The following is a 19,927-nucleotide window of genomic DNA, read 5'->3' as shown; positions in this document are numbered from 1 at the left end:
CGCGCGGCGCCTATCCTAGATCAGCACGCCTTCCCTGAGACGGACGACGCGATCCATCCGCGCGGCGAGGCGTTCATTGTGGGTCGCGACCAGCGCCGCGCTGCCCTCGCCCCGCACCAGTTCGAGGAACTGTCCGAGCACGGTGTCCGAGGTGTGCTCGTCGAGGTTGCCGGTCGGCTCGTCCGCCAGCACCAGCGTCGGCCGGTTGGCGAGCGCGCGGGCGACCGCGACGCGCTGCTGTTCGCCGCCCGAAAGCTGGCTCGGGCGGTGGGTCAGCCGGTGGCCAAGCCCAAGGCTGGTGAGGATCGCATCGGCGCGCGCGTGGGCCTCGGCGCGGGGCGTGCCGAGGATCATCTGCGGCATCACCACATTCTCGCGCGCGTCGAAATCGGGGAGCAAATGGTGGAACTGGTAGACGAAGCCCAGATGCTCGCGCCGCAGGGCCGTGCGCGCGTCGCCTGCGAGCTGTTCGGCCTGCGTGCCGGCAATCGCGATCGAGCCTTCGAAGCCGCCTTCCAGCAGCCCCACGGCCTGAAGCAGCGTCGACTTGCCCGAACCCGAGGGCCCGAGCAGCGCGACGATCTCGCCCGGCTGGATTTCGAGATCGACCCCGCGCAGCACGTCGATCCGCTCGCCGCCCTGCTCGAAGGAACGCTTGAGGCCCTTGAGGGCGACGATGGGTGCCACCGGGCTATTCATAGCGCAGAACCTGCACCGGATCGGTGTTCGCCGCCTTGAACGCAGGGTAGAGCGTCGCGAGGAAGCTCATCCCCAACGCCAGCATGACGATCCCGAACACCTCCCAAGGGTCGGTCCGCGAAGGCAGGGTCGAGAGGAACCGCACCTGCGGATCCCAGATTTCCTGACCCGTGGTGAAGGCGATGAAATCGACGATCGGCTCGCGGAAGAAGAGAATGATCGAACCCAGCAGCAGCCCCGAGATCGTCCCGATCGCGCCCACCGTGGTTCCGGTGGTGACGAAGATCTTGAGCAGGCTCCGCCGCGTCGCGCCCATGGTGCGCATGATCGCGATGTCGCGGGTCTTGGCGCGCACCAGCATCACGAGGCTCGAGAGGATGTTGAACGAGGCGACCACGACCATGAAGGACAGCGCGAAGAACATCGCCACCCGCTCGACCTGCAAGGCCTCGAACAGCGCCGAATTCATCGACTTCCAGTCGGCGATCACGGCCTTGCCCGCAAGCCGCTGCGAGACCGGGGCGAGGATTTCGCCGACCTTGTCGGGCTTGTCGACCGTCACTTCGATCTGCGCGACCGAATCCCCCATCAGCAGCAGGCTCTGCGCATCGGCGAGCGGCATCATGATGAATTTCTCGTCGAAGGTCGAAATACCGACCTCGAAGATCGCGCCGACCTCGTAGGGCACCTGGCGCGGGGTGGTGCCGAAGGGCGTGGTGCGGCCCGAGAAATTGATGATGGTGATGACATCCCCCACGCGGATGCCGAGGTTCTGCGCCAGCCGACTGCCGACCGCGACGCGGCCGAGCCCGTCGGTCTCGGACAGCGTGCCGAGGCTCTTGATATCGCCCAGCAGCACCTTGTCGCCAAGTGCATCGAGATCCTTCTGCGTCTGGCCGCGCAGCAGGATGCCTTCGGAATTGCCGTTGAAGTTCACCAGCAGCGGCTTTTCGATCATCGGGGTGGCCGAGGTGACGCCCGGGGTCTTCTCGAGTTCGCCGAGCACGCCCTGCCAGTTCTCGATCCGCCCGCCATAGGCCTGCACCACCGCGTGGCCGTTAAGCCCCACGATCTTGTCGAGCAGCTCGCCGCGGAAGCCGTTCATCACGCTCATCACCACGACAAGCAGCGCGACCGACAGCATCACCACCCCGACCGAGATCGCGGCGACAAGCGCAATGAACGCCTCCCCCTTGCCCGGCCAGAGGTAGCGCTTGGCGATCATCCATTCGAAGGGGGAGAGCATGGGTGGTGAGAGGTGCCCGTTGTTCGCTGAATGCTGCCTGTAGAGTGGCAGCGCCCAGCCCGCAATCCCGAGTCCTTGTTGTCCTACCGCTTTGCTACTTGAGGACGGTGTGTCACACGCCAGTCGCCAAAAAGGCGGGCATCGCGGGGCTGCTTGCCCTTGTAATTGATCCGTCACATCGCCATTGGGGCGGTGCGCCGACGCGGTGTGCACGCGAACAGGTCTGGTGATGCCGATGAGCCCCCTCAATGTGACCCACCCCTTCCTCGATGCCGATGGCGACAAGCTGCGCGAGGAATGCGGCATTTTCGGCGCGATCCGCGCCAATGACGCGGCTGCGACGACCGCGCTGGGCCTCCACGCGCTCCAGCACCGCGGACAGGAAGCGGCCGGCATCGTCAGCTTCGACGGCAAGGAATTCTACGCCCGCCGCGGGCTTGGCCATGTCGCCGAGAACTTCTCCTCCTCCGATGCGATAGCCGCCCTGCCCGGCCATATGGCCGCAGGCCACGTGCGCTATTCCACCACCGGCGGATCGGGCCTGCGCAACGTCCAGCCGCTCTTTGCCGATCTGGCCAGCGGCGGCTTTGCAGTCGCGCACAACGGCAACATCTCGAACGCGATGGCGCTGCGGACGGACCTGGTGAACAAGGGTTCGATCTTCCAGTCGACCTCCGACACCGAGGTGATCATCCACCTCGTCGCCACCTCGCGCTATCCCACCATCGCCGACCGTCTGGTCGATGCGCTGCGGCTGGTCGAGGGGGCCTATGCCCTGATCGTGATGACGCCCGAGGGCATGATCGCCTGCCGCGATCCGCTCGGCATCCGCCCGCTTGTGATGGGCCGGATGGGTGACGCGATCCTCTTCGCCTCCGAAACCGTGGCCTTCGACGTCGTCGGCGCCGAGGTGATCCGCGAGGTCGAGCCGGGCGAGCTGGTGCTGGTCGATTTCGCCGGAGAGATCCGCTCGGTCCGGCCCTTTGGCAGCCCGCCGGCGCGGCCCTGCATCTTCGAGCACGTCTATTTCAGCCGCCCCGACAGCGTCTTTGCCGGTCGTTCGGTCTACGAGGCGCGCAAGGCGATCGGCACCCAGCTCGCGATCGAGGCTCCCTGCGAGGCGGACCTCGTCGTCCCCGTGCCCGACAGCGGTGTGCCCGCGGCAATCGGCTTTGCCATGCAGTCGGGCCTGCCCTTCGAGCTCGGCATCATCCGCTCGCACTATGTCGGGCGCACGTTCATCCAGCCGGGTGACGGCGCGCGGCATTCCAGCGTCAAGCGCAAGCACAATGCCAACCGCGCGCTCGTCGAAGGCAAGCGCATCGTGCTGATCGACGATTCGATCGTGCGCGGCACCACCAGCCTCAAGATCGTCGAGATGATGCGCGAAGCGGGCGCGGCCGAAGTCCACTTCCGCGTCGCCAGCCCGCCGACCGCGCATTCGTGCTTCTATGGCGTCGACACGCCCGAACGCTCCAAGCTCCTCGCCGCGCGCATGGAGCTGGAACCGATGCGCGAGTTCATCAAGGCCGACAGCCTCGCCTTCATCTCGATTGACGGGCTCTACCGCGCAGTCGGCAAGGAGAAGCGCGACAAGGCCTGCCCGCAGTTCTGCGACGCCTGCTTCACGGGCGAATACCCGACCGCGCTGACCGACCTTGCGCTGGCCGAGGCCAAGGCCGCGCAGCTTCCCTTTGCCGATCCGAAAGCAGCCTGACGCCCCATGACCGACACCACCACCGCCAAGCCGCTTGCCGGCCAGACCGCGCTCGTCACCGGAGCGAGCCGCGGGATCGGCGCCGCCACCGCGAAGGCGCTCGCCGCCGCGGGGGCGCATGTCATTCTCGTGGCGCGCAAGGTCAAGGCGCTGGAGGAGGTGGAAGACGCGATCCATGCCGCAGGCGGCACCTCGACCATCGCCCCGCTCGACCTTACCGAACCCGATTCGGTCACGCGGCTGGCGGGCGCTATTGCCGGGCGCTGGCAGAGCCTTGACATCATGGTGCTCGCCGCGGCCTACCTGCCCGAGCTGACACCGGCCTCGCAGATGGAGCCCAAGCAGTTCAACCAGGCGCTGCTCACCAATGTCGTGGCAACACAGGCGCTTATCGCCGGGTTCGACCCGCTGCTGCGCCATGCCAAGGCCGGACGGATCATCGGCCTCACCAGCTCGGTCGGCAGTGCGCCGCGTCCCTATTGGGGGGCATACAGCGCAACCAAGGCCGCCTTCGAGAACCTGCTCGCGACCTATGCCGCCGAAGTCGAGCGCCTCTCGCCCCTTCGTGTCGCCATCATCGATCCGGGCGCGACCCGCACCGAGATGCGCGCGCGGGCCTATCCGGGTGAGGATGCCGCCAGCGTCAAGCCGCCCGAAGTGGTGGCCGACCGTCTGGTGGCGCTGCTCGCCGAGGGCTTCGACGGCCTCCACCGCGAGCGCATCGAGGGCTAGGCCAGCCCGCGGAATTTCCGCCTAACACTCTGTTAACCCTGATCGACAGCCTTTCCTTAAGGAACGGGGGCGCAAACTCCCGCGCGGACCAACCCGCCCCGTGAGACCGCAGGCTTCGATACAAGGTAGACGGCAATGCCGCCCAATTCCGATCCCTATCGCACTGCATCCCAGGAAGACCGCTGCGGCCCGCGCACGCGGCTGACGATCCCGGCGACCTTGCGCGCCTCGGGCGGCCGCGCCTTCCAGAGCGTGGTCCACGATCTCTCGATTTCGGGCTTCTCTGCCGCCTCGATCAACCGGATGCACGAGGGCCAGATGTGCTGGCTGACCCTGCCCGGCCTCGAATCGCTTCAGGCCGAGGTGGTGTGGTGGGACAACTGCATCGTGGGCTGCGCGTTCAGCGAGCTGCTGAGCCCGATCGTCCACGACAACATCCTGCAGCGCTACAGCAACGTCGGCACCTATCGCCAGGTGATCTGACCGCCGCTCCCCGCAGCGCAATGTTTCACGGGAAACATCGCGCGAGAGGGGTGTGACAGGGGTCTGGAGGGGGTCTGGCGCGCGCGAAGCCGCTGCGAGACCCCCGCGAAGCCCCGCTTATTCGGCGCTCGCCGCGATCTTCGCCACCACCGCGCGCGCATCGCCGCGGCTGCCGGCCGAGGTCGCGGTCGGCCAGTTGCTCACGATCGCTACCACCAGCTTCTTCGCCGGCACCAGCGTGATCGACTGCCCGAAGATCCCCTGCGCGCCATAGCTCCCGAAGGGATAGGCCCACCACTGGTAGCCATAGCCGAAGCCCGGCGCGTCCGGGAACTGCACATGGGCCTTGCCGGCCTCGGCAAACCAGCCATCGGGCACGATGCCCTTGCCCCCCTCGAGCGCGAACTGGCCCATCCGCGCATAATCGGCGAGGCGGATCGACAGGCAGCACCCGCCGATATTCCCGCCGCGCGGATCGACCATCCAGAACAATCCGCCCTCGAAGCCCGCCGGATCGACGATCTTGGCCTTGGCATATTCGGCGAGCGGCTTGCCCACGGCATTCTCGACCAGCACGCCGATGAGGTTGGTCTCGCCGGTCTTGTAGACCCACTTGGTACCCGGCTCCGCCTCGCGCGGGAGCTGCTTCATTTGCGCGACGATCGCCTCGGGGCCGTATTCGACCACGAAACGGTTCATCTGCGCGACGTCGGACTGGGGATCGGCATAATCCTCGTTCCACTTCACCCCGCTCGTCATCGTGGCGAGCTGGCGGACGGTGACGCCCTCATAGGCGCTGCCCTTGAGGCCGGGGATATACTGCGTCACCGGATCATCGAGGCTGGTGATGAAACCGTCCTTGATCGCCGCCCCGAGCAGGGTCGAGGTGAAGCTCTTGGCGACCGAGAAGCTGGTCCAGCGGTCGTCATGCGTAAGGCCGAGGCCATAGGCCTCGTAGCGCACTTTGCCGTCCTCAAGCACCATGATCCCGGCCGCATTGGTATCGGTCATCAGCTTGGCGAGATCCGCCTGCAACTCGGCGCTGAGCGGAGCGCCCTTGGGCAGCGCGCGCGGGGTGGCCGCGGGGGCGACCTCGTGACCGGCGAACCACTGCTCCATTGCGCGGAAACGCTCGGCCCGCTGGGCATCGGACCAGAACAGCACCTGAAGCTCGGACTGGTCGCGCGCCGGGGGCTGGACGAGGCGCGCACTCGGCGCTTCGGGATATTGCGGCGGCCGCGCGAGCGCAGGCGCATCGGCCGCGGTCTGCGCGTGGAGCGGCGCGAGCCCGCCCATCGCCAGCGCAAAAGCCGCGCCTGCCAGCATGCCGTGTTTCAAGCCCATCATGTCACCCTCTCGTCTGTTATGCGGGAGGGTGCATAGGCCCGCGAGAGGCCCCCGAGCAAGCCCCCGTCAGGCGGACTTGATCGTCTTCAACGCCGCCAACGCCCGCTCGCGCGCCTGCTTGTGCGGCACAATCTTGCGCGGATAGCCCGCGGGCCGCCGTCCGAACTCCTCGGGGTCGTGGACATAGGGCTCCTCCAACCCCTTCAGCTCGGGCACGTACGTGCGAATATAGCGCGCGGCGTCGAATTTCTCGGACTGCGAGAGCGGCGCCATGATCCGGCTGAACACATTGCTGTCCACCCCCGTCCCCGCAGTCCACTGCCAGTTGGTGGCGTTGGAGGCATAGTCGGCATCGCACAGCGTGTCCCAGAACCACTTCTCGCCCTCGCGCCAGTCGATCAGCAGGTGCTTGATGAGAAAGCTCGCGGTGATCATGCGCACGCGGTTGTGCATCCAGCCGGTCTGCCACAGCTGGCGCATCCCGGCATCGACGATCGGGTAGCCGGTGCGGCCCTCCTGCCATGCCTTGAGGTCACGCGCGGCAGCGGGGTCATTGGCGGGATCACGCCAGGGGAAGCGGTCGAAATCCTCGCGGTAGTTCTGGGTGGCGTAGGCGGGGAATTGCAGGATCGCGTTCTGCGAATAGTCGCGCCAGATCAGCTCGCCCTCGAAGGTTTCCCATCCTTTCGAGCGCTTGTCCTTGAAACGGTGCCATATCTGGATCGGCGAGATTTCGCCGAAATGCAGATGCGGCGAGAGGCGCGAGACCTTGTCGACCGAGGGGAAATTGCGCTTGTCGTCATAGTCGTCGACGTCGGCTTCCCAAGCGGTGAGCCGCGCGTGGGCGGCGGCCTCGCCGACTTCCCAGAAGTCGCGCATCCCGCCCGCCCAGTCGGGCTTGGTGGGGAGCAGGTTCCACGAGGCAAGATCGTCCGAGGCGGGCCACGTCGCCGGGGCTTCGAGGCGTTCGGGCGCGGGGACTTCCGAGCGCGGCGGGAACTCAGCCCGCACGGCGCGGCTGAAGGGGGTGTAGATCTTGTACTGCCCGCCCGTGCCGGTGGTGATGCTGCCCGGCACCATGAGGTAATTGCCGTGATGGAGTTGCAGGTCGAGGCTCTTTGCCAGCTTGCGCTCGGCATTGAGCCACCACGGCTCGTAATGGCAATTTGCGTGGATGGTGGCCGCGCCGGTTTCCTGCGCGAGCTTGGTGAGTTCTTCCACCGCCTCCCCGCGCCGCAGGATCAGCTTGCTGCCCTTGGCTTCGAGGCTTTTCGCCAAACTCGCCAGCGAATGATGCAGCCACCAGCGCGAGGCCCCGCCATAGGCGTGATGCTTCGGGCTCGCGTCGTCGAGCACATAGACGGCGACGACAGGGCCGGCCTTGGCGGCATGATAGAGCGCGGGATTATCGGCCAGACGCAGATCGCGCCGGAGCCAGATGATTTGGGTCATGCTTCTCCTTACCCCCTCCTCTTCAGAGGAGGGGCAGCGAGACTTGGTGAGCGCAGCGAGCCTAGTCGCAGCGGGGTGGTGCCGGAGGCGAAGCGCGACGCATCCGCGCCGCGCCACCACCCCCAACCCCTCCTCTGAAGAGGAGGGGAGTAGACTGGGCCAACGCGGCTAGGGCGCGGGAAGTTCCTCGCACTTCACATCCGGCAGCGCGAGGCTGAACCTGTCCCCCACCCGCGGGTCGGTGAAGCGCGCATCGCGCAGGATCACCGAGCCGTCCGCCGCGCGGGTGAGAAAGGGCGTGCGAGACCAGAACAGGAAGGCGTCGAGCTGGGAATTTGATCGGCGCAGAGCCTCGAAATCAGGCCAAGCGCAGGGCTTGTCCGTGATCGGCTTAGCCGTCCACGGACTTTGCGTTTCTCCTTGGGGGATGACGTAGTATCTGTTCTTCTCTCCAAGGATCAATTCGCGCTGGCCTGACCAGATCGGAACCGGCGCGGCAATCCGCTGTGCCTCAGGAATTTCAGGACTCTGGAACCGGCCATCTTTGTCGATCGGCGGAACCTTGGAATTGATCGAGTAGACCACGAATGCGGCCTCTGTCGTTACCCAATTCCAGCCGATATAGCCCAGCATCGCCACGATCCCGAGGATGGCGGGCCAGCGATAGCTCGCCCCCGCCTTCTCCCGCCGCCGAGACACCCACACCGCCGCACTCAGCAGCGCCCAGATCCACGGGTCGATGATGAACAGCGTGTCGCCGTAGAACCACTGCGAGGAGAACGGCTCCAGCAGCCGGATGCCGTAGACATTGAGCCAGTCGAAGAAGGGGTGGCTGAGACACCCGATGAAGGCCATTGCAAAGAGCCACCCGAAGCGCACCGGCAGCCGTCCCTCGGGCCGCGTCCCGCGCTTTTCCTGCCAGCGGTCGAACGCCCATAATATCCCCGCCAGCACCAGCGGCAGCAGCACCAGCGCGGGCGGGCCGTGGGTGATGCCTCTTCGAAACGCGAGATGCTCTGTGCCTTCCAGCCAGAAGAAGCACGCCGCGTCGACGTCGGGCAGGTTCGCGCCGATGATGAGCGCAGGCATGGCGAGGCCGGTTTTCCGCTTCAGCCCCGCCTGCCCCAGCACTGCGCCGACAAGGCTATGTGTCAGATTGTCCATCGCCTTTCAGGCTAGCGCGCCTCCCGCGATCAGGCGAGTGGAAATGCGCTTGGAAAACCGCCTCCCCCTCGCCTATCGCATCGCGCAGACACGGGAGAGAACCACGATGACCGACGCGCCCTATATCCGCCCCGACATGAAGGCCTTCCTCGACATGATGGCGCAAGTGAACGGGCCGAAGCTCGCCGACATGACGCTGGAGGAGGCGCGACAGTCCTATGTCGCGATGCACGGCATCGCCGACCGTCCGGCGCGCGCGCTGCCGGTGATCCGCGACCTCGCCTGCCCCGGCCCGGCGGGTGACATTCCGCTGCGCCTCTATGACGCGCGCGAGAGCCGCGACGAAGCCACTCCGGTGATCGTCTTCTACCACGGCGGCGGCTTCGTGATCGGGGATCTCGAGACGCACCACGCGCTGTGCACCGAGATCGCGGCGCTGATCGATCTGCCGCTGGTCGCGGTGCATTACGCGCGCGCGCCCGAGGCGCCCTTTCCCGCCGCGATCCTCGATTGCGAGGCGGCGACGCGCTGGGTGGCCTCCTCGCCCGCCGAGCTGGGCCGCACCGCGAGCGGCATCATCACCATCGGCGATTCGGCGGGCGGGAATGCCACCGTGGTCGTCAGCCAGCTGCTGGGCGCGAACCCCGCCGCGGTGCCCGTGGTGCTGCAAGTGCCGATCTTCCCGCTGGTCGAGGACGCGATCGGCTCGGCGAGCATGGAGGCGTTCAGCGACGGCTTCCTGCTCACCGCGGACACGATGGCTTTCTTCGATGCCGCCTACGGCGCAGACCGCGCCGACCCGCGCGGCTTCCCGATCCTGTCGGACCACGCCTCCGCCCCGCCCACCATCGTCGTCACCGCCAGCCTCGACCCGATCCGCGATTCGGGCCGCGCCTATGCCAAGGCACTGGTCGATGCGGGGCGCGATTGTGTCTTCATCGAGATGCGCGGCGTCACCCACTCCTTCACCAACTTGCGCCAGATGGTCCCCTCGACCCAACGCGATCTCGAACGCGTGATCGCCGCGATGCGCTTCATGCTGGAGAACCCCGCGTGAGCGATCCGGCGAGCCTCCCCTACCGCCCCTGCGCCGGCTTCATGCTGGTGAACGCCGAGGGTCTCGTCTTCGTCGGCCAGCGGATCGACCCCTCCGCGCACGGCTTCTGGCAGATGCCGCAGGGCGGGATCGACAAGGGCGAGGACGTGCGCGAAGCCGCGTTGCGCGAGCTTGCGGAGGAAATCGGCGTGCCCGCGGACAAAGTCGAGGTGATCGCGCAGGCCTCGAAGCCGATCCGCTACGACCTGCCGCCCGAGCTTGTCGGCAAGGTGTGGAAGGGCAAGTATCGCGGGCAGGAACAGCACTGGTTCCTCGGCCGCTTCCTCGGCGAGGACGCGGACATCGACCTCGAAGCGCATGACCCGCCCGAATTCAACGAATGGCGCTGGATCGACCCGGGCCTGCTGCCCGAGGTCATCATTCCCTTCAAGCGCGCGGTCTATGAAGAGGTGCTGGCGGAGTTCCGGGGGCTGATCTGATCAACCTGTCATCCCCGCGCAGGCGGGGATCCAGCTGTCTTGAGCGGTGCCGGATTTCGAAAGCGAGCTGGAACCCCGCCTGCGCGGGGGTGACAAGCTACACAAACCCTCAGTTCGAAGCCGGCGCGCTTTCGCCCTTGCTCTCGACCGCCAGCCTTGCGGGCACGCCGCGGGCGATGGTGCTCTGCAAGGCGACCGTCTCGGGGCAATCGTCACCGCACAGCGATTGCAGCTTGGCGAGGTTCTTTTTCGCCTTTTCGAGCGCGCCCTTCTCGACCAGCGCCGCGCCCTCACCCGAGATCGCGGCGAAATTGCCCGGATCACGCTCGAGCGCCTCGCGGTAATACTTGATCGCCTTGCCCTGAAGGCCCTGCTGGCGCGCGGCCTCGGCGAGGTCGATGAAGATCGGAGTATAGGCCGGATCGACCGCCAGCGCGGCCTCGAACGCGTCGGTCGCCTGCTCCGGCTCGCCCGCCGCCAGCAGCGCCTGACCCTGCGCAATCAGCGCGGCCGCGCGCGGATCGGGGGTCTGCACATCACCGGCGATGGTGATGCTCGCGGTCATCGCGAGGCACAGCGAGAGAGCGGCAGCGGCAGGCGCGAAACGCATCAGAAGCTCCTTCAGTGCTTGAGACCGGGAACCGGACGGCTGGGTCATACCACCGGATGCTATCATGGTGAACGAAGGCAAGCGACGAAAAAACCATCCGTGCCGTCGCGGAGCGGTTCAAGTCGGATTCCTGCACCGCGTGGCTGCCCAACGGGGAGCGAGAGCGCCTCGGCGCGCCACCCGGGATGGCGGGCGAGGAAGGCGGCGATGCGGTCCGGCCCCTCGGCATCGAGCACCGAGCAGGTGACGAAGGCGACACTGCCGCCGGAGCGGACAAGCTGGGCCGCAAGATCGAGCACATGATCCTGAAGCGCGTTCAGGCGCGCGAGTTCCGCCGGGTCGAGTCGCCAGCGCCCCTCGGGGCTGCGTCGCCATGTCCCGCTGCCCGAGCACGGCGCGTCGACCAGCACGTGATCGGCCTTGCCCGCGAAGGGCGCGAGCGCCAGCATCTCGCGGCCCGGATCGAGCAGCACGGTGTGATCGACCGCCGCCCCTGCCCGGCCTGCGCGCGGTGCGAGGTTGCCGAGGCGGCGCTTGTCGGTGTCGGCGGCGACAAGGCTTGCGGCATTGCCGAGCCTTGCAGCGAGCGCGAGGGTCTTGCCCCCGCCGCCTGCGCACAGGTCGATGATGGTGTCGCCGGGCGAGACGGGCAGCGCCTCGACGATCAGCTGGCTGCCCAGATCCTGGATCTCGACCAGGCCCTGCTCGTAGGCGGGCCACTGCTCGACCGGAGTGCCCGAGGCGAACCGCAGGCCCTGCGCCGAAGCGAGAATCTCGCCGGCTTCTGGAAGGTCGATCCCCGCGCGATCCGCCTTCAGCGCGTTGACGCGGATGTCGAGCGGGGCGCGGCCGAGCAGCGCGGCAATCTCGCGCCCGCCGAGGTCCGATGCGCGCAAGGCCGCGGCGAGCCATTTGGGGGCAAGGCCCGTATTGGCGGCTTCCTCGCCTTCCCCGCGCACGGCAGGGCCGTGGGGGGATCCGTCGAACAGCGCCGCGACGGCTTCGTCCTGCCCTGCAACCGCCAGCATCGCCGCGCGCCCGCTCGCAGGCACCGGCCCACACAGCCGGATCGCGCGATAGACGAGGTCGCGCACCGCACGGCGGTCCTTGGATCCGGCATAGCGGCGCGTGCGGAAATAGTCGGCGATGATCCGGTCCGCCGGCGCGCCCTTGGAGCGCGCGGACGCAATTACGGTATCGAGCAGCTCGATCGCCGCCTGTACTCTAGCGGCGGGGGTCACTCTCTGATCCTTATGTTGTCATTCCCGCGCAGGCGGGAATCCAGCTCACTTTCGGAGCGTCGAAACACACAAGCTGGATCCCCGCCTGCGCGGGGATGACAAGGCTGGAGCCGAAGCCCCACCTCACCGCGTCGGGTAATTGGGAGCCTCGCGGGTGATGGCGACATCGTGGACGTGGCTCTCCGAAAGCCCTGCATTGGTGATGCGTACGAATTGCGCGCGCTTCTGGAGATCGGCGATCGTGGCAGAGCCGGTGTAGCCCATCGCCGCTTTGATCCCGCCGACGAGCTGGTGGACCACATCCGCCGCCGGGCCCTTGAACGGCACCTGGCCCTCGATCCCCTCGGGGACGAGCTTCATCGCGGAGACGTCCTGCTGGAAATAGCGGTCGGCCGAGCCGCGCGCCATCGCGCCAACAGAACCCATGCCGCGGTACGCCTTGTAGGAGCGGCCCTGGTAGAGAAACACCTCGCCCGGGCTCTCGGTGGTGCCTGCGAGCATCGAGCCGATCATCACGCTCGAGGCGCCGGCTGCGAGCGCCTTGGCGGCGTCACCGCTCGTGCGCAGGCCGCCATCGGCGATGACCGGCACGCCCGACTTGGCGGCTTCGGCGGCGCTTTCCATGATCGCAGTGAGCTGCGGCACGCCCACGCCCGCGACCACGCGGGTGGTGCAGATCGAGCCCGGGCCGATCCCGACCTTGACCGCGTCCGCTCCGGCATCGACCAGCGCGCGGGTGGCCTCGGCGGTGGCGACATTGCCCGCGATCACCTGCACCGCGTTCGAGAGCTTCTTCACGCGCTCGACCGCGCGGCTGACTTCGATGTTGTGGCCGTGGGCGGTGTCGATCACGATCACGTCGACCTCGGCATCGACCAGCGCCTCGGTGCGCGCGAAGCCGGCGTCACCCACGGTGGTCGCGGCGGCCACACGCAAGCGGCCGGTCGCGTCCTTGGTGGCGTGAGGGTAGTTCACGGCCTTCTCGATGTCCTTGACCGTGATGAGGCCGATGCAGTGGAAGGCATCGTCGACCACCAGCAGCTTCTCGATCCGCCGCGCGTGCAGGAGCCGCCGCGCCTCTTCCTGCCCGGTGCCGAGCGGCACGGTGGCGAGGTTCTCGGTCGTCATCAGCTCGCGCACGGGCTGCGCGGGGTTCTCGGCAAAGCGCACGTCGCGGTTGGTGAGGATGCCGACGAGCTTGCCCGCCGCGTCCACCACCGGAATGCCGCTGATGCGGTTGGCCTGCATCAGCGCCTGCGCCTCTCCGAGGGTCGCGTCGGGGCCGATGGTGATGGGGTTGACCACCATACCGCTCTCGTAGCGCTTCACGGCGCGCACCGCGGCGCATTGCGCTTCGATGTCGAGATTGCGGTGGAGCACGCCGATCCCGCCCAGCTGCGCCATCGCGATCGCCATGTCTGCCTCGGTCACAGTGTCCATCGCCGAGGACAGGACGGGAATGTTGAGCTTGATGTCGCGCGTCAGGCGGGTCGAGGTATCCGCCATGCTCGGCAGGACGCTGCTTTCCGCCGGGCGGAGCAGCACGTCGTCGAAGGTCAGACCGAGCGGGATATCCATGCTTGCCACTTTCTCAAGAACGGGAGGGAGCATCTCCTCTGGCGGGAGATTCGTGGCGGCCCATGTAACCGCGGATTTGCCTTCGCGCTAGGGGCCGGTCTTCGCAGGCGCGGGATAGATCGCGGGGTCGGCAATCTCGCGGATCAGCGCCTCGTGCAGCAGCAGGTCGTCGATCGCGCCGCCCAGCTCCACCGTGGCCGCCTCGTCCGAGGGCTGATGGTAGCGCGTGGCGATGAAAGGATCGAGGATCGCGCGGCTGCCATAGGTGCTCGACAGCAGCACTGCGGGCACGCCGGCCTGCGCCAGCGCCCAGCCGTCCTGCCGCTTGAGGAAGCTGTCGGCAAGCTCCTGGTCGCCCACCGCAAGGCCCGCCTTGGCGATCGCGGCGAGGATCACCGCATCGAGCTGCGGATCGCGCCCGCGCCCGACAAAGCCGACCGGGCTCCCCGCCGGGGCGACAGCCATCATGTCGAGATTGAAGGCGGCCACGATGCTCGCGAGCGGGAATGGCGGATTGCGCACGAAGGAGCGGATGCCGAGCAGCCCCGGCTCCTCCGCGGTGGTGGCGAGGAAATAGATGTCGCGGCCCAGCGCCGGCCCTGCCTTCAGCCGCCGCGCGAGTTCGAGCATCATCGCGATCCCGCTCGCATTGTCTGCCGCGCCGTTGCAGATCCGGTCGAGCGCGCCCGGCTCCCCGCATTCACCGAGGTGGTCCCAGTGGGCGAGCACCAGCACCGCGCCCGATCCGGGGACGCTGCCCGGGATCATGCCGATCACGTTCTGGCTCGGAAACTCGCGGCGGTCCGAGGTGCCCTCGACACTGATCGAGAGATTGAGTTCGAGCGGATCGAGAATCCCCGCCTCGGCTTCGGCCTTGAGCCCCTTCCAGCGGCGCTGGCCGATGAAGTCGCCGAAGGCCTTGTCGGTGATATAGGCGGCGAGATTGTCGACCTCCTCCGCCGCAAGCTGGAGCCGCGGCTGTCCCTCGCTGGCGCGCACCTCGTCGAGCGCGGCGTTATCGGGCAGCACGGTCAGCACCGCGGTCGCGCGCTGGCGGAACAGCGCATCGCGGCGGGCGGCATCGCGGCCCGGATCGGCGAGCATCACCACGATCGCTCCGGCGAGCGCATCGCCCAGCACCGAGCCATCGCCATAGCCCACGAACACCACCGGCACGCCCGTCCCCGGCCCACCGATAGCGAGCGCGCGGCGGCGCGGGGTAAAGACCGCGGCGGCATCCTCGGCCACCACCACCCGGCGGCGGCCCTGCCCGAGGATCAGCTGCGCGCTCTGCGGCTCGGTCGCCAGCAGATCGACCGGCAGGCGCCAGTAGGAGCCCGGGTCATTGGTGCCCGAGACCAGCCCGACCTCGCCCATGCGCTTTTCGATGTAGGTATAGGTCGTGCGCCCGCCGGGAGTGCCGGGCTTGCGGCCCGCCTTCTCGTCGCTGGCGAGCACGTTGATATCGGCGGTGAGGCGCATGGCGACCTCGTCGCGGTCGACCACCGGCATGCTCTCCACCGGCGCCTTGGCGCAGGCGGCGAGCAGCAGGCTCGCCAGCAGGACAAGAAACAGCGGGAGGGAGCGGCGGATCATTCGGCCGTCCAGCCTCCGTCGATCGCGTAATTCGCCCCCGTGATCCCGCGCGCCGCATCGCTGCACAGGAACACCGCGAGGGCGGCGACATCCTCGGGCGTGATGAACTGCTTGGTCGGCTGCTTGGCGAGGAGGATGTCGTTCATCACCTGCTCGCGCGTCATCCCGCGCGCGGCCATGGTGTCGGGGATCTGATTCTCGACCAGCGGCGTCCAGACATACCCCGGAGAGATGCAGTTGGCGGTGATGCCGTGGGTCGCCAGTTCGAGCGCGATGGTCTTGGTGAAGCCCGCCAGCCCATGCTTGGCAGCGACATAGGCGCTCTTGAAGGGCGAGGCGACCTGCGAATGGGCGCTCGCGGTGTTGATGATCCGCCCCCACCCCTTCGCCTTCATCCCCGGCACTGCGGCCTGCACGGTGTGGAACGCGGCCGAGAGGTTGAGCGCGAGAATCGCGTCCCACTTGGCCGCCGGAAAATCCTCGACCGGGGCGACGTGCTGCATCCCGGCATTGTTGACGAGGATGTCGACCGGGCCGACCTCTTCCATCATCGCCGCGATGGCGGCGGGGTCCATCAGGTTTGCGCCATTATAGGAAGCACCCAGCTCCTCGCACAGTGCGGCGATTGCGTCCGCATCGCCCAGCCCGTTGAGAATCACCGCGGCCCCTTCAGCCGCCAGCGCGCGGGCAATCGCAAGGCCGATTCCGGATGTGGAGCCGGTGACGAGAGCACGCCGGTCCTTGAGCATTCGCCGCATCTCCTGCACGTTCGGGCTATTGCGGTTCGCTTTTGCCGCGGCAATCGCGGCTGTCCAGCAAATAGCTGAGCGTGCCGGAGGAAAGGGGAAATACTGATGCGTTTGGGCCCGTTCGACACGTCACGGATCAATGTGCGCTCCAGCGACGGGGGCGGTGGCAGCGGCATGGGCCGCGCCGGCGGCGTGGGCTGCGGAACGCTCGTGATCGCCCTGATCGGCGCGCTGGTGTTCGGGCTCGACCCCTCGCAGACCATCGGCCTCGTCCAGAGCGTGCAGGAGCAGACCGGTGCGCCTGCACAGGGCAGCCGCGCGGGCGGCGGGCGAGAGCTCTCGGAGCAGGAAATCTGCACCAGCAGCGAATATGCGACCGAGGCGTGCAGCGCGCTCACCAACCTCAATGATACCTGGGAAGCGAGCTTCCGGCGCGTGGGGCTCCCGTTCGAGCAGCCCGGGCTCGACCTGTTCCGCAACGGCCGCGTCGACACCGGGGGCTGCGGCAGCGCGACCTCGGCGGTGGGGCCGTTCTACTGCCCGGCGGACAAGGTCATCTACATCGACACCAGTTTCTACGACCAGCTCGCGCAGATGTCGGGCACGGGCGGGGACTTCGCGCGCTATTATGTGATCGCCCATGAATACGGGCATCACATCCAGTCGATCACCGGGCTATCGGACCAGGTGCGCACCGCGCAGCGCAGCAATCCGGCGGCGGCCAACCGCTTGCAGGTGGCGATGGAACTTCAGGCAGATTGCTATGCCGGGATGTGGGCGGGCAAGAACCGCCAGCTTATCGATGCGGGCGATCTCGAGGAAGGATTGAAAGCCGCCAGCGCCATCGGGGACGATACCCTGCAACGCAACGCGGGCCAGTCGGTCAATCCCGAGAGCTTCACCCACGGCACCAGCCGCCAGCGCATGGCGGCATTGCGGCTGGGACTGGAGGCGACTGACGACCGCGCCTGCAACGTATTTTTCGAAGGAGGATAATATGACCCCGCCCCGCCCCCGCCTCTCCCTGCGCATGCTCCCGCTCGCGATGCTGGCCGCGCTTGCGCTCCCCGCTACGGCAGCACAGGCGCAGGCCATGCCCGAGCCCGATGCCAAGGAAGTCGCCAAAACCCCCTTGCGCGATCTCAACATCGACGGGCGCGACATTCCGGCGGTGTTACAGGCGGCAGTGGCGGACCCTTACGCGACCAAGGGCCTCGGCAAGTGTTCGGCAATCGTCGCGGCCATCGCCGAGCTCGATATGGTGCTGGGGGCGGATTACGACATTGCCGAGGATGATGGCAGTGACCGCATCAGCGAGGGCCGCATCGGGCAGAGCGTGGTCGGATCGGTGATCCCCTTCCGCGGCATCCTGCGCGAGGTGACGGGGGCGGCGGACAATGACCGCAAGCTGCGCGCGGCCTATACGGCGGGGATGGTGCGGCGCGCGTTCCTGAAAGGCTGGGGTCTGGGCCGCGGCTGCGCCTATCCGGCGCGGCCGAAGACAGCGGCGGCGGCGAGCGGGAGGTAGACCCTCCCCGCCCGCGCGCCGTGCCGGGGCTCCCGATCAGCCCTCCTTGTCACTCCAGCGGCTGATCTGCGCATCGAGCGTGCGCAGGAGCTGCTTGCGCATGTCGTCCGGGATGTCCTTGTCGCTCGCGATCTCGGCGCGCGCTTCCCTGAGGCCGGTGAGCGCGGAGGCCATCACCCGGCGCTGGCAGATGCTGACGATCTGGACGCCGTCCTTGGTGCTGGTTTCCGAGACTTCCTCACTGCCCGGCTTGCATTCCTGCTTCACCACGACCCGCGGGCCTCCGGCCGCGACCGAGGCGGCGCTTGCGGCACGGGCCTCGGCCTGGGCTTCGGCAATGATGCGCGGCAGGTCGGCGAGCGCCATGTCGGCCTCGGCCAGCGCGGCGCGCACATCGGCGAGCACGGCTTCGCGTTCGCCCCGGCTCATGGCCTCGCGGGCCTCGCCGTGTCGGGCGTGGGCTTCGGCATCCGGGCCGCCGCGGGTGACGATCTTGACGCGGCGTTCCTTGCCGTCGGCATCGCGCCACACCTTCTCGGTGACCTGCATGTTGCCTTTGGCATCGGGGCTGTCGGGATCGAGCATCAGGATCGCGGGCGGCTCGGGGGCTTCGGGCGCCTCGGGAGCCTCGGGCGCGTCCGGAGCCTGGGGCGGTTCGGGCGGCTCGGGAGCTTCCGGCGGTTCGGGGGCTTCCGGGGCCTCGAACACGTTCTCGCTCGCGGCGTAGCTGATCGAGGCGGTGAGCGGCAGCACCAGCAGACCCACGCCAAGGAGCGCGCGGCCGGCCATGCGGCGGCGGGGGGACAGATCGGACATGGCAAGACTCCTCAGGCGGTGGATGATCGACTTCTCGCCTAGCACCGGGCAGGCCATCGGCGCGGTGAGAGCGGCATGGTGGGCAGCGCCCGGTGCGGCGGCAAAGCGGGCGATGAGCGCGGCATAGGCGGCCCGCTCCTGCGCCGAGCGGCGCTCCATCACGCGGGCATCGCAAGCCGCCTCCTGGTCGCGCCGCAGCGCGAGCCAGCCATAGCGGCCGAGCGGATTGAACCAGTGCAGCGCGAAGAGCGGCTGCACCAGGATGTTGACGAGCAGGTCGCCCCCGCGATGGTGCGCGAGCTCATGCGCCAGCGCGAGATCGCGGCCGCGGCGGTCGTGGAGCGCGAGGAAGCCCGGCGGCAGCGCGATCACCGGATCGAGCACGCCCATCGCCAGCGGCGCAGTGGTCGCCGGGGTCTCGATCAGACGCACCTTGCCGAACGGGCCATCGGTGCGCCCGACCTCGCGGGCCTCGGCCAGCAATTCGTCACGCAAGCTGAAATAGGCGGCAAAGCGCAGCCACAGGAACACCGCCGCCCCGCCCAGCCACACGGCGAGCAGGATTTCGGCGAGCGGCCAGTCGGCAACCATCGCGATGAGGTCGAACCCGGCCTGCGGCGCGGTCTCGGCGGGCACAGAGTATACGGCGGGAATGGTTTCGGCACTGCCTTGCGCGGCGGCCTGCCAGATCGCGGGATCGGCCGGCGCTGGCGCGGCAGCTAGCGTATCGGCCACCGCAGGCGCGGCGACCGGAGCGGCTGCCTTGGGGGCCATCCACGCCGGCAGCACCACCGGCGGCAGCACCAGCCGCGCGAAGGGCAGCAGCCACAAGGCATAGGCGGCCTGCGGGCCGAAATGGCGGGTGACGGGGCGGCGCAGCAGCAGCACCGCAGCGATCAGCGCGCCGGTCCACACCAGCGTCTGCAGCAGCACCGCGCTCATGCCCGGAGCTCCTTCAGCAGTGCCTCGATCTCGGCGAGATCCTGGTCGGTCAGCGCCTCGCTCTCCGCAAGGTGCGCCACCAGCGAGGCCGCGCTGCCGCCGAACAGGCGGTCGACCAGCCGGCGGCTCTCGCCCCCCACGTAAGCCTCGCGGGCGATGGCGGGTGTATAGAGAAAGCGCCGCCCGTCAGGCTCGGCCAGCAGCGCGCCCTTCTGGACGAGGCGCGAGAGCAGGGTCTTGACCGTCGCGAGGCTCCAGCCCCGCTGGGCGCAGACTTCCTCGCACACATCGGCCGCCGTCTGGCGCGGACGGTCCCACAGGACCTCCATCACCGCGTGCTCGGCCTCGGTTATGCGTTCGCCTGGATGTTCCTCGGACGTGCTCACAGCATGTCTCCCTCAGCTCTGATTACACCTGTAGTCATGGCGACTACATATGTAAACCTTGCGCGTGGCTGAACGCCGACCGACACGGCTTGCGCTTCGTTCAAC

At 68.0% G+C, this 19,927-nt stretch carries 19 protein-coding genes; 7 read left to right on the top strand and 12 right to left on the bottom strand.

From position 1 onward, the window contains the following. Nucleotides 1–15 precede the first annotated feature (15 nt). Together BZF57_RS04175 and BZF57_RS04170 are read right to left on the bottom strand one after the other, a co-directional pair. The gene (locus BZF57_RS04175) at nucleotides 16–699 is read right to left on the bottom strand and encodes an ABC transporter ATP-binding protein (protein ID WP_086734978.1); all 684 of its coding nucleotides are present in this window, start codon (nucleotides 697–699) and stop codon (nucleotides 16–18) included. Beyond that, nucleotides 692–1,945: a lipoprotein-releasing ABC transporter permease subunit gene (locus BZF57_RS04170; protein ID WP_086734977.1), complete on the bottom strand. Its 1,254-nt coding sequence runs from the start codon at nucleotides 1,943–1,945 to the stop codon at nucleotides 692–694. The genes BZF57_RS04175 and BZF57_RS04170 overlap by 8 nt, the downstream gene beginning before the upstream one ends. A 229-nt stretch (nucleotides 1,946–2,174) precedes the next feature. On the opposite strand from BZF57_RS04170, the gene purF reads away from it, so the two are divergent. The 3 genes from purF to BZF57_RS04155 all read left to right on the top strand — a co-directional run bounded on the left by purF (nucleotide 2,175) and on the right by BZF57_RS04155 (nucleotide 4,877). Continuing rightward, nucleotides 2,175–3,662, top strand: a complete 1,488-nt coding sequence (gene purF, locus BZF57_RS04165; RefSeq protein ID WP_086734974.1) for an amidophosphoribosyltransferase — start codon at nucleotides 2,175–2,177, stop codon at nucleotides 3,660–3,662. A 6-nt stretch (nucleotides 3,663–3,668) separates the two neighbouring features. After that, nucleotides 3,669–4,394 carry an SDR family NAD(P)-dependent oxidoreductase gene (locus BZF57_RS04160; RefSeq protein WP_086734972.1) on the top strand — a complete coding sequence of 242 codons (726 nt, stop codon included), beginning with the start codon at nucleotides 3,669–3,671 and terminating at the stop codon, nucleotides 4,392–4,394. 135 nt (nucleotides 4,395–4,529) lie between these two features. Next, complete coding sequence (locus BZF57_RS04155) at nucleotides 4,530–4,877, top strand: PilZ domain-containing protein (protein WP_086734970.1); 348 nt, start codon at nucleotides 4,530–4,532, stop codon at nucleotides 4,875–4,877. Between the two features lie 117 nt (nucleotides 4,878–4,994). On the opposite strand, the gene BZF57_RS04150 is transcribed toward BZF57_RS04155, so the two are convergent. The 3 genes from BZF57_RS04150 to BZF57_RS04140 all read right to left on the bottom strand — a co-directional run bounded on the left by BZF57_RS04150 (nucleotide 4,995) and on the right by BZF57_RS04140 (nucleotide 8,840). Further along, the gene (locus BZF57_RS04150) at nucleotides 4,995–6,224 is read right to left on the bottom strand and encodes a serine hydrolase domain-containing protein (protein ID WP_338029815.1); all 1,230 of its coding nucleotides are present in this window, start codon (nucleotides 6,222–6,224) and stop codon (nucleotides 4,995–4,997) included. Between the two features lie 66 nt (nucleotides 6,225–6,290). Beyond that, nucleotides 6,291–7,676, bottom strand: coding sequence for a cryptochrome/photolyase family protein (locus BZF57_RS04145; RefSeq protein ID WP_086734968.1), 1,386 nt, complete (start codon nucleotides 7,674–7,676; stop codon nucleotides 6,291–6,293). A gap of 168 nt (nucleotides 7,677–7,844) precedes the next feature. After that, nucleotides 7,845–8,840, bottom strand: coding sequence for a metal-dependent hydrolase (locus tag BZF57_RS04140; RefSeq protein ID WP_086734966.1), 996 nt, complete (start codon nucleotides 8,838–8,840; stop codon nucleotides 7,845–7,847). A gap of 106 nt (nucleotides 8,841–8,946) precedes the next feature. On the opposite strand from BZF57_RS04140, the gene BZF57_RS04135 reads away from it, so the two are divergent. Together BZF57_RS04135 and BZF57_RS04130 are read left to right on the top strand one after the other, a co-directional pair. Next, nucleotides 8,947–9,897: an alpha/beta hydrolase gene (locus BZF57_RS04135; RefSeq protein ID WP_086734964.1), complete on the top strand. Its 951-nt coding sequence runs from the start codon at nucleotides 8,947–8,949 to the stop codon at nucleotides 9,895–9,897. After that, complete coding sequence (locus BZF57_RS04130; RefSeq protein WP_086734962.1) at nucleotides 9,894–10,376, top strand: RNA pyrophosphohydrolase; 483 nt, start codon at nucleotides 9,894–9,896, stop codon at nucleotides 10,374–10,376. The genes BZF57_RS04135 and BZF57_RS04130 overlap by 4 nt, the downstream gene beginning before the upstream one ends. 109 nt (nucleotides 10,377–10,485) lie before the next feature. Here BZF57_RS04130 and BZF57_RS04125 read toward each other — a convergent pair whose 3' ends face one another. The 5 genes from BZF57_RS04125 to BZF57_RS04105 form a co-directional block, all read right to left on the bottom strand. Then, nucleotides 10,486–10,986 carry a tetratricopeptide repeat protein gene (locus tag BZF57_RS04125; protein WP_240505849.1) on the bottom strand — a complete coding sequence of 167 codons (501 nt, stop codon included), beginning with the start codon at nucleotides 10,984–10,986 and terminating at the stop codon, nucleotides 10,486–10,488. Nucleotides 10,987–11,048: 62 nt separating this feature from the next. Continuing rightward, the gene (locus BZF57_RS04120; protein WP_086734960.1) at nucleotides 11,049–12,227 is read right to left on the bottom strand and encodes an RsmB/NOP family class I SAM-dependent RNA methyltransferase; all 1,179 of its coding nucleotides are present in this window, start codon (nucleotides 12,225–12,227) and stop codon (nucleotides 11,049–11,051) included. A gap of 123 nt (nucleotides 12,228–12,350) precedes the next feature. After that, nucleotides 12,351–13,805: an IMP dehydrogenase gene (gene guaB / locus BZF57_RS04115; RefSeq protein WP_086734958.1), complete on the bottom strand. Its 1,455-nt coding sequence runs from the start codon at nucleotides 13,803–13,805 to the stop codon at nucleotides 12,351–12,353. A gap of 87 nt (nucleotides 13,806–13,892) precedes the next feature. Further along, the gene (locus tag BZF57_RS04110; protein WP_086734955.1) at nucleotides 13,893–15,401 is read right to left on the bottom strand and encodes a M28 family peptidase; all 1,509 of its coding nucleotides are present in this window, start codon (nucleotides 15,399–15,401) and stop codon (nucleotides 13,893–13,895) included. Beyond that, nucleotides 15,398–16,150, bottom strand: coding sequence for a 3-hydroxybutyrate dehydrogenase (locus BZF57_RS04105; protein ID WP_086734953.1), 753 nt, complete (start codon nucleotides 16,148–16,150; stop codon nucleotides 15,398–15,400). The genes BZF57_RS04110 and BZF57_RS04105 overlap by 4 nt, the downstream gene beginning before the upstream one ends. A gap of 105 nt (nucleotides 16,151–16,255) precedes the next feature. Here BZF57_RS04105 and ypfJ point away from each other — a divergent pair, with 105 nt between their 5' ends. Beyond that, on the top strand, nucleotides 16,256–17,146 hold the full coding sequence (gene ypfJ, locus BZF57_RS04100; RefSeq protein WP_086734951.1) for a KPN_02809 family neutral zinc metallopeptidase: 891 nt from the start codon (nucleotides 16,256–16,258) through the stop codon (nucleotides 17,144–17,146). A 1-nt stretch (nucleotide 17,147) separates the two neighbouring features. Beyond that, on the top strand, nucleotides 17,148–17,678 hold the full coding sequence (locus BZF57_RS04095; RefSeq protein WP_240505848.1) for a hypothetical protein: 531 nt from the start codon (nucleotides 17,148–17,150) through the stop codon (nucleotides 17,676–17,678). Nucleotides 17,679–17,714: 36 nt separating this feature from the next. Here the strand turns inward: BZF57_RS04095 and BZF57_RS04090 are convergent, their stop codons facing one another. Together BZF57_RS04090 and BZF57_RS04085 are read right to left on the bottom strand one after the other, a co-directional pair. Further along, entirely contained in the window at nucleotides 17,715–19,436 is a 1,722-nt protein-coding gene (locus BZF57_RS04090) for a M56 family metallopeptidase (protein ID WP_086734949.1), read from the bottom strand. Beyond that, complete coding sequence (locus tag BZF57_RS04085; protein ID WP_086734947.1) at nucleotides 19,433–19,822, bottom strand: BlaI/MecI/CopY family transcriptional regulator; 390 nt, start codon at nucleotides 19,820–19,822, stop codon at nucleotides 19,433–19,435. Before BZF57_RS04085 ends, BZF57_RS04090 begins: the two co-directional genes overlap by 4 nt. Nucleotides 19,823–19,927 lie beyond the last annotated feature (105 nt).

Source organism: Erythrobacter colymbi, assembly GCF_002155685.1.
Lineage (GTDB): Bacteria > Pseudomonadota > Alphaproteobacteria > Sphingomonadales > Sphingomonadaceae > Erythrobacter > Erythrobacter colymbi.
Note: the sequence above shows the minus strand (reverse complement) of the source record. Positions and strands in the feature narration are given on the sequence as shown.

Bases quoted from the DNA above. Each gene is read 5' to 3' on its own strand.
- BZF57_RS04175 (WP_086734978.1), bottom strand. From the start codon at position 699: ATGAATAGCCCGGTGGCACCCATCGTCGCCCTCAAGGGCCTCAAGCGT.
- BZF57_RS04170 (WP_086734977.1), bottom strand. From the start codon at position 1,945: ATGCTCTCCCCCTTCGAATGGATGATCGCCAAGCGCTACCTCTGGCCG.
- purF (WP_086734974.1), top strand. From the start codon at position 2,175: ATGCCGATGAGCCCCCTCAATGTGACCCACCCCTTCCTCGATGCCGAT.
- BZF57_RS04160 (WP_086734972.1), top strand. From the start codon at position 3,669: ATGACCGACACCACCACCGCCAAGCCGCTTGCCGGCCAGACCGCGCTC.
- BZF57_RS04155 (WP_086734970.1), top strand. From the start codon at position 4,530: ATGCCGCCCAATTCCGATCCCTATCGCACTGCATCCCAGGAAGACCGC.
- BZF57_RS04150 (WP_338029815.1), bottom strand. From the start codon at position 6,224: ATGATGGGCTTGAAACACGGCATGCTGGCAGGCGCGGCTTTTGCGCTG.
- BZF57_RS04145 (WP_086734968.1), bottom strand. From the start codon at position 7,676: ATGACCCAAATCATCTGGCTCCGGCGCGATCTGCGTCTGGCCGATAAT.
- BZF57_RS04140 (WP_086734966.1), bottom strand. From the start codon at position 8,840: ATGGACAATCTGACACATAGCCTTGTCGGCGCAGTGCTGGGGCAGGCG.
- BZF57_RS04135 (WP_086734964.1), top strand. From the start codon at position 8,947: ATGACCGACGCGCCCTATATCCGCCCCGACATGAAGGCCTTCCTCGAC.
- BZF57_RS04125 (WP_240505849.1), bottom strand. From the start codon at position 10,986: ATGCGTTTCGCGCCTGCCGCTGCCGCTCTCTCGCTGTGCCTCGCGATG.
- guaB (WP_086734958.1), bottom strand. From the start codon at position 13,805: ATGGATATCCCGCTCGGTCTGACCTTCGACGACGTGCTGCTCCGCCCG.
- BZF57_RS04110 (WP_086734955.1), bottom strand. From the start codon at position 15,401: ATGATCCGCCGCTCCCTCCCGCTGTTTCTTGTCCTGCTGGCGAGCCTG.
- BZF57_RS04105 (WP_086734953.1), bottom strand. From the start codon at position 16,150: ATGCTCAAGGACCGGCGTGCTCTCGTCACCGGCTCCACATCCGGAATC.
- ypfJ (WP_086734951.1), top strand. From the start codon at position 16,256: ATGCGTTTGGGCCCGTTCGACACGTCACGGATCAATGTGCGCTCCAGC.
- BZF57_RS04095 (WP_240505848.1), top strand. From the start codon at position 17,148: ATGACCCCGCCCCGCCCCCGCCTCTCCCTGCGCATGCTCCCGCTCGCG.
- BZF57_RS04090 (WP_086734949.1), bottom strand. From the start codon at position 19,436: ATGAGCGCGGTGCTGCTGCAGACGCTGGTGTGGACCGGCGCGCTGATC.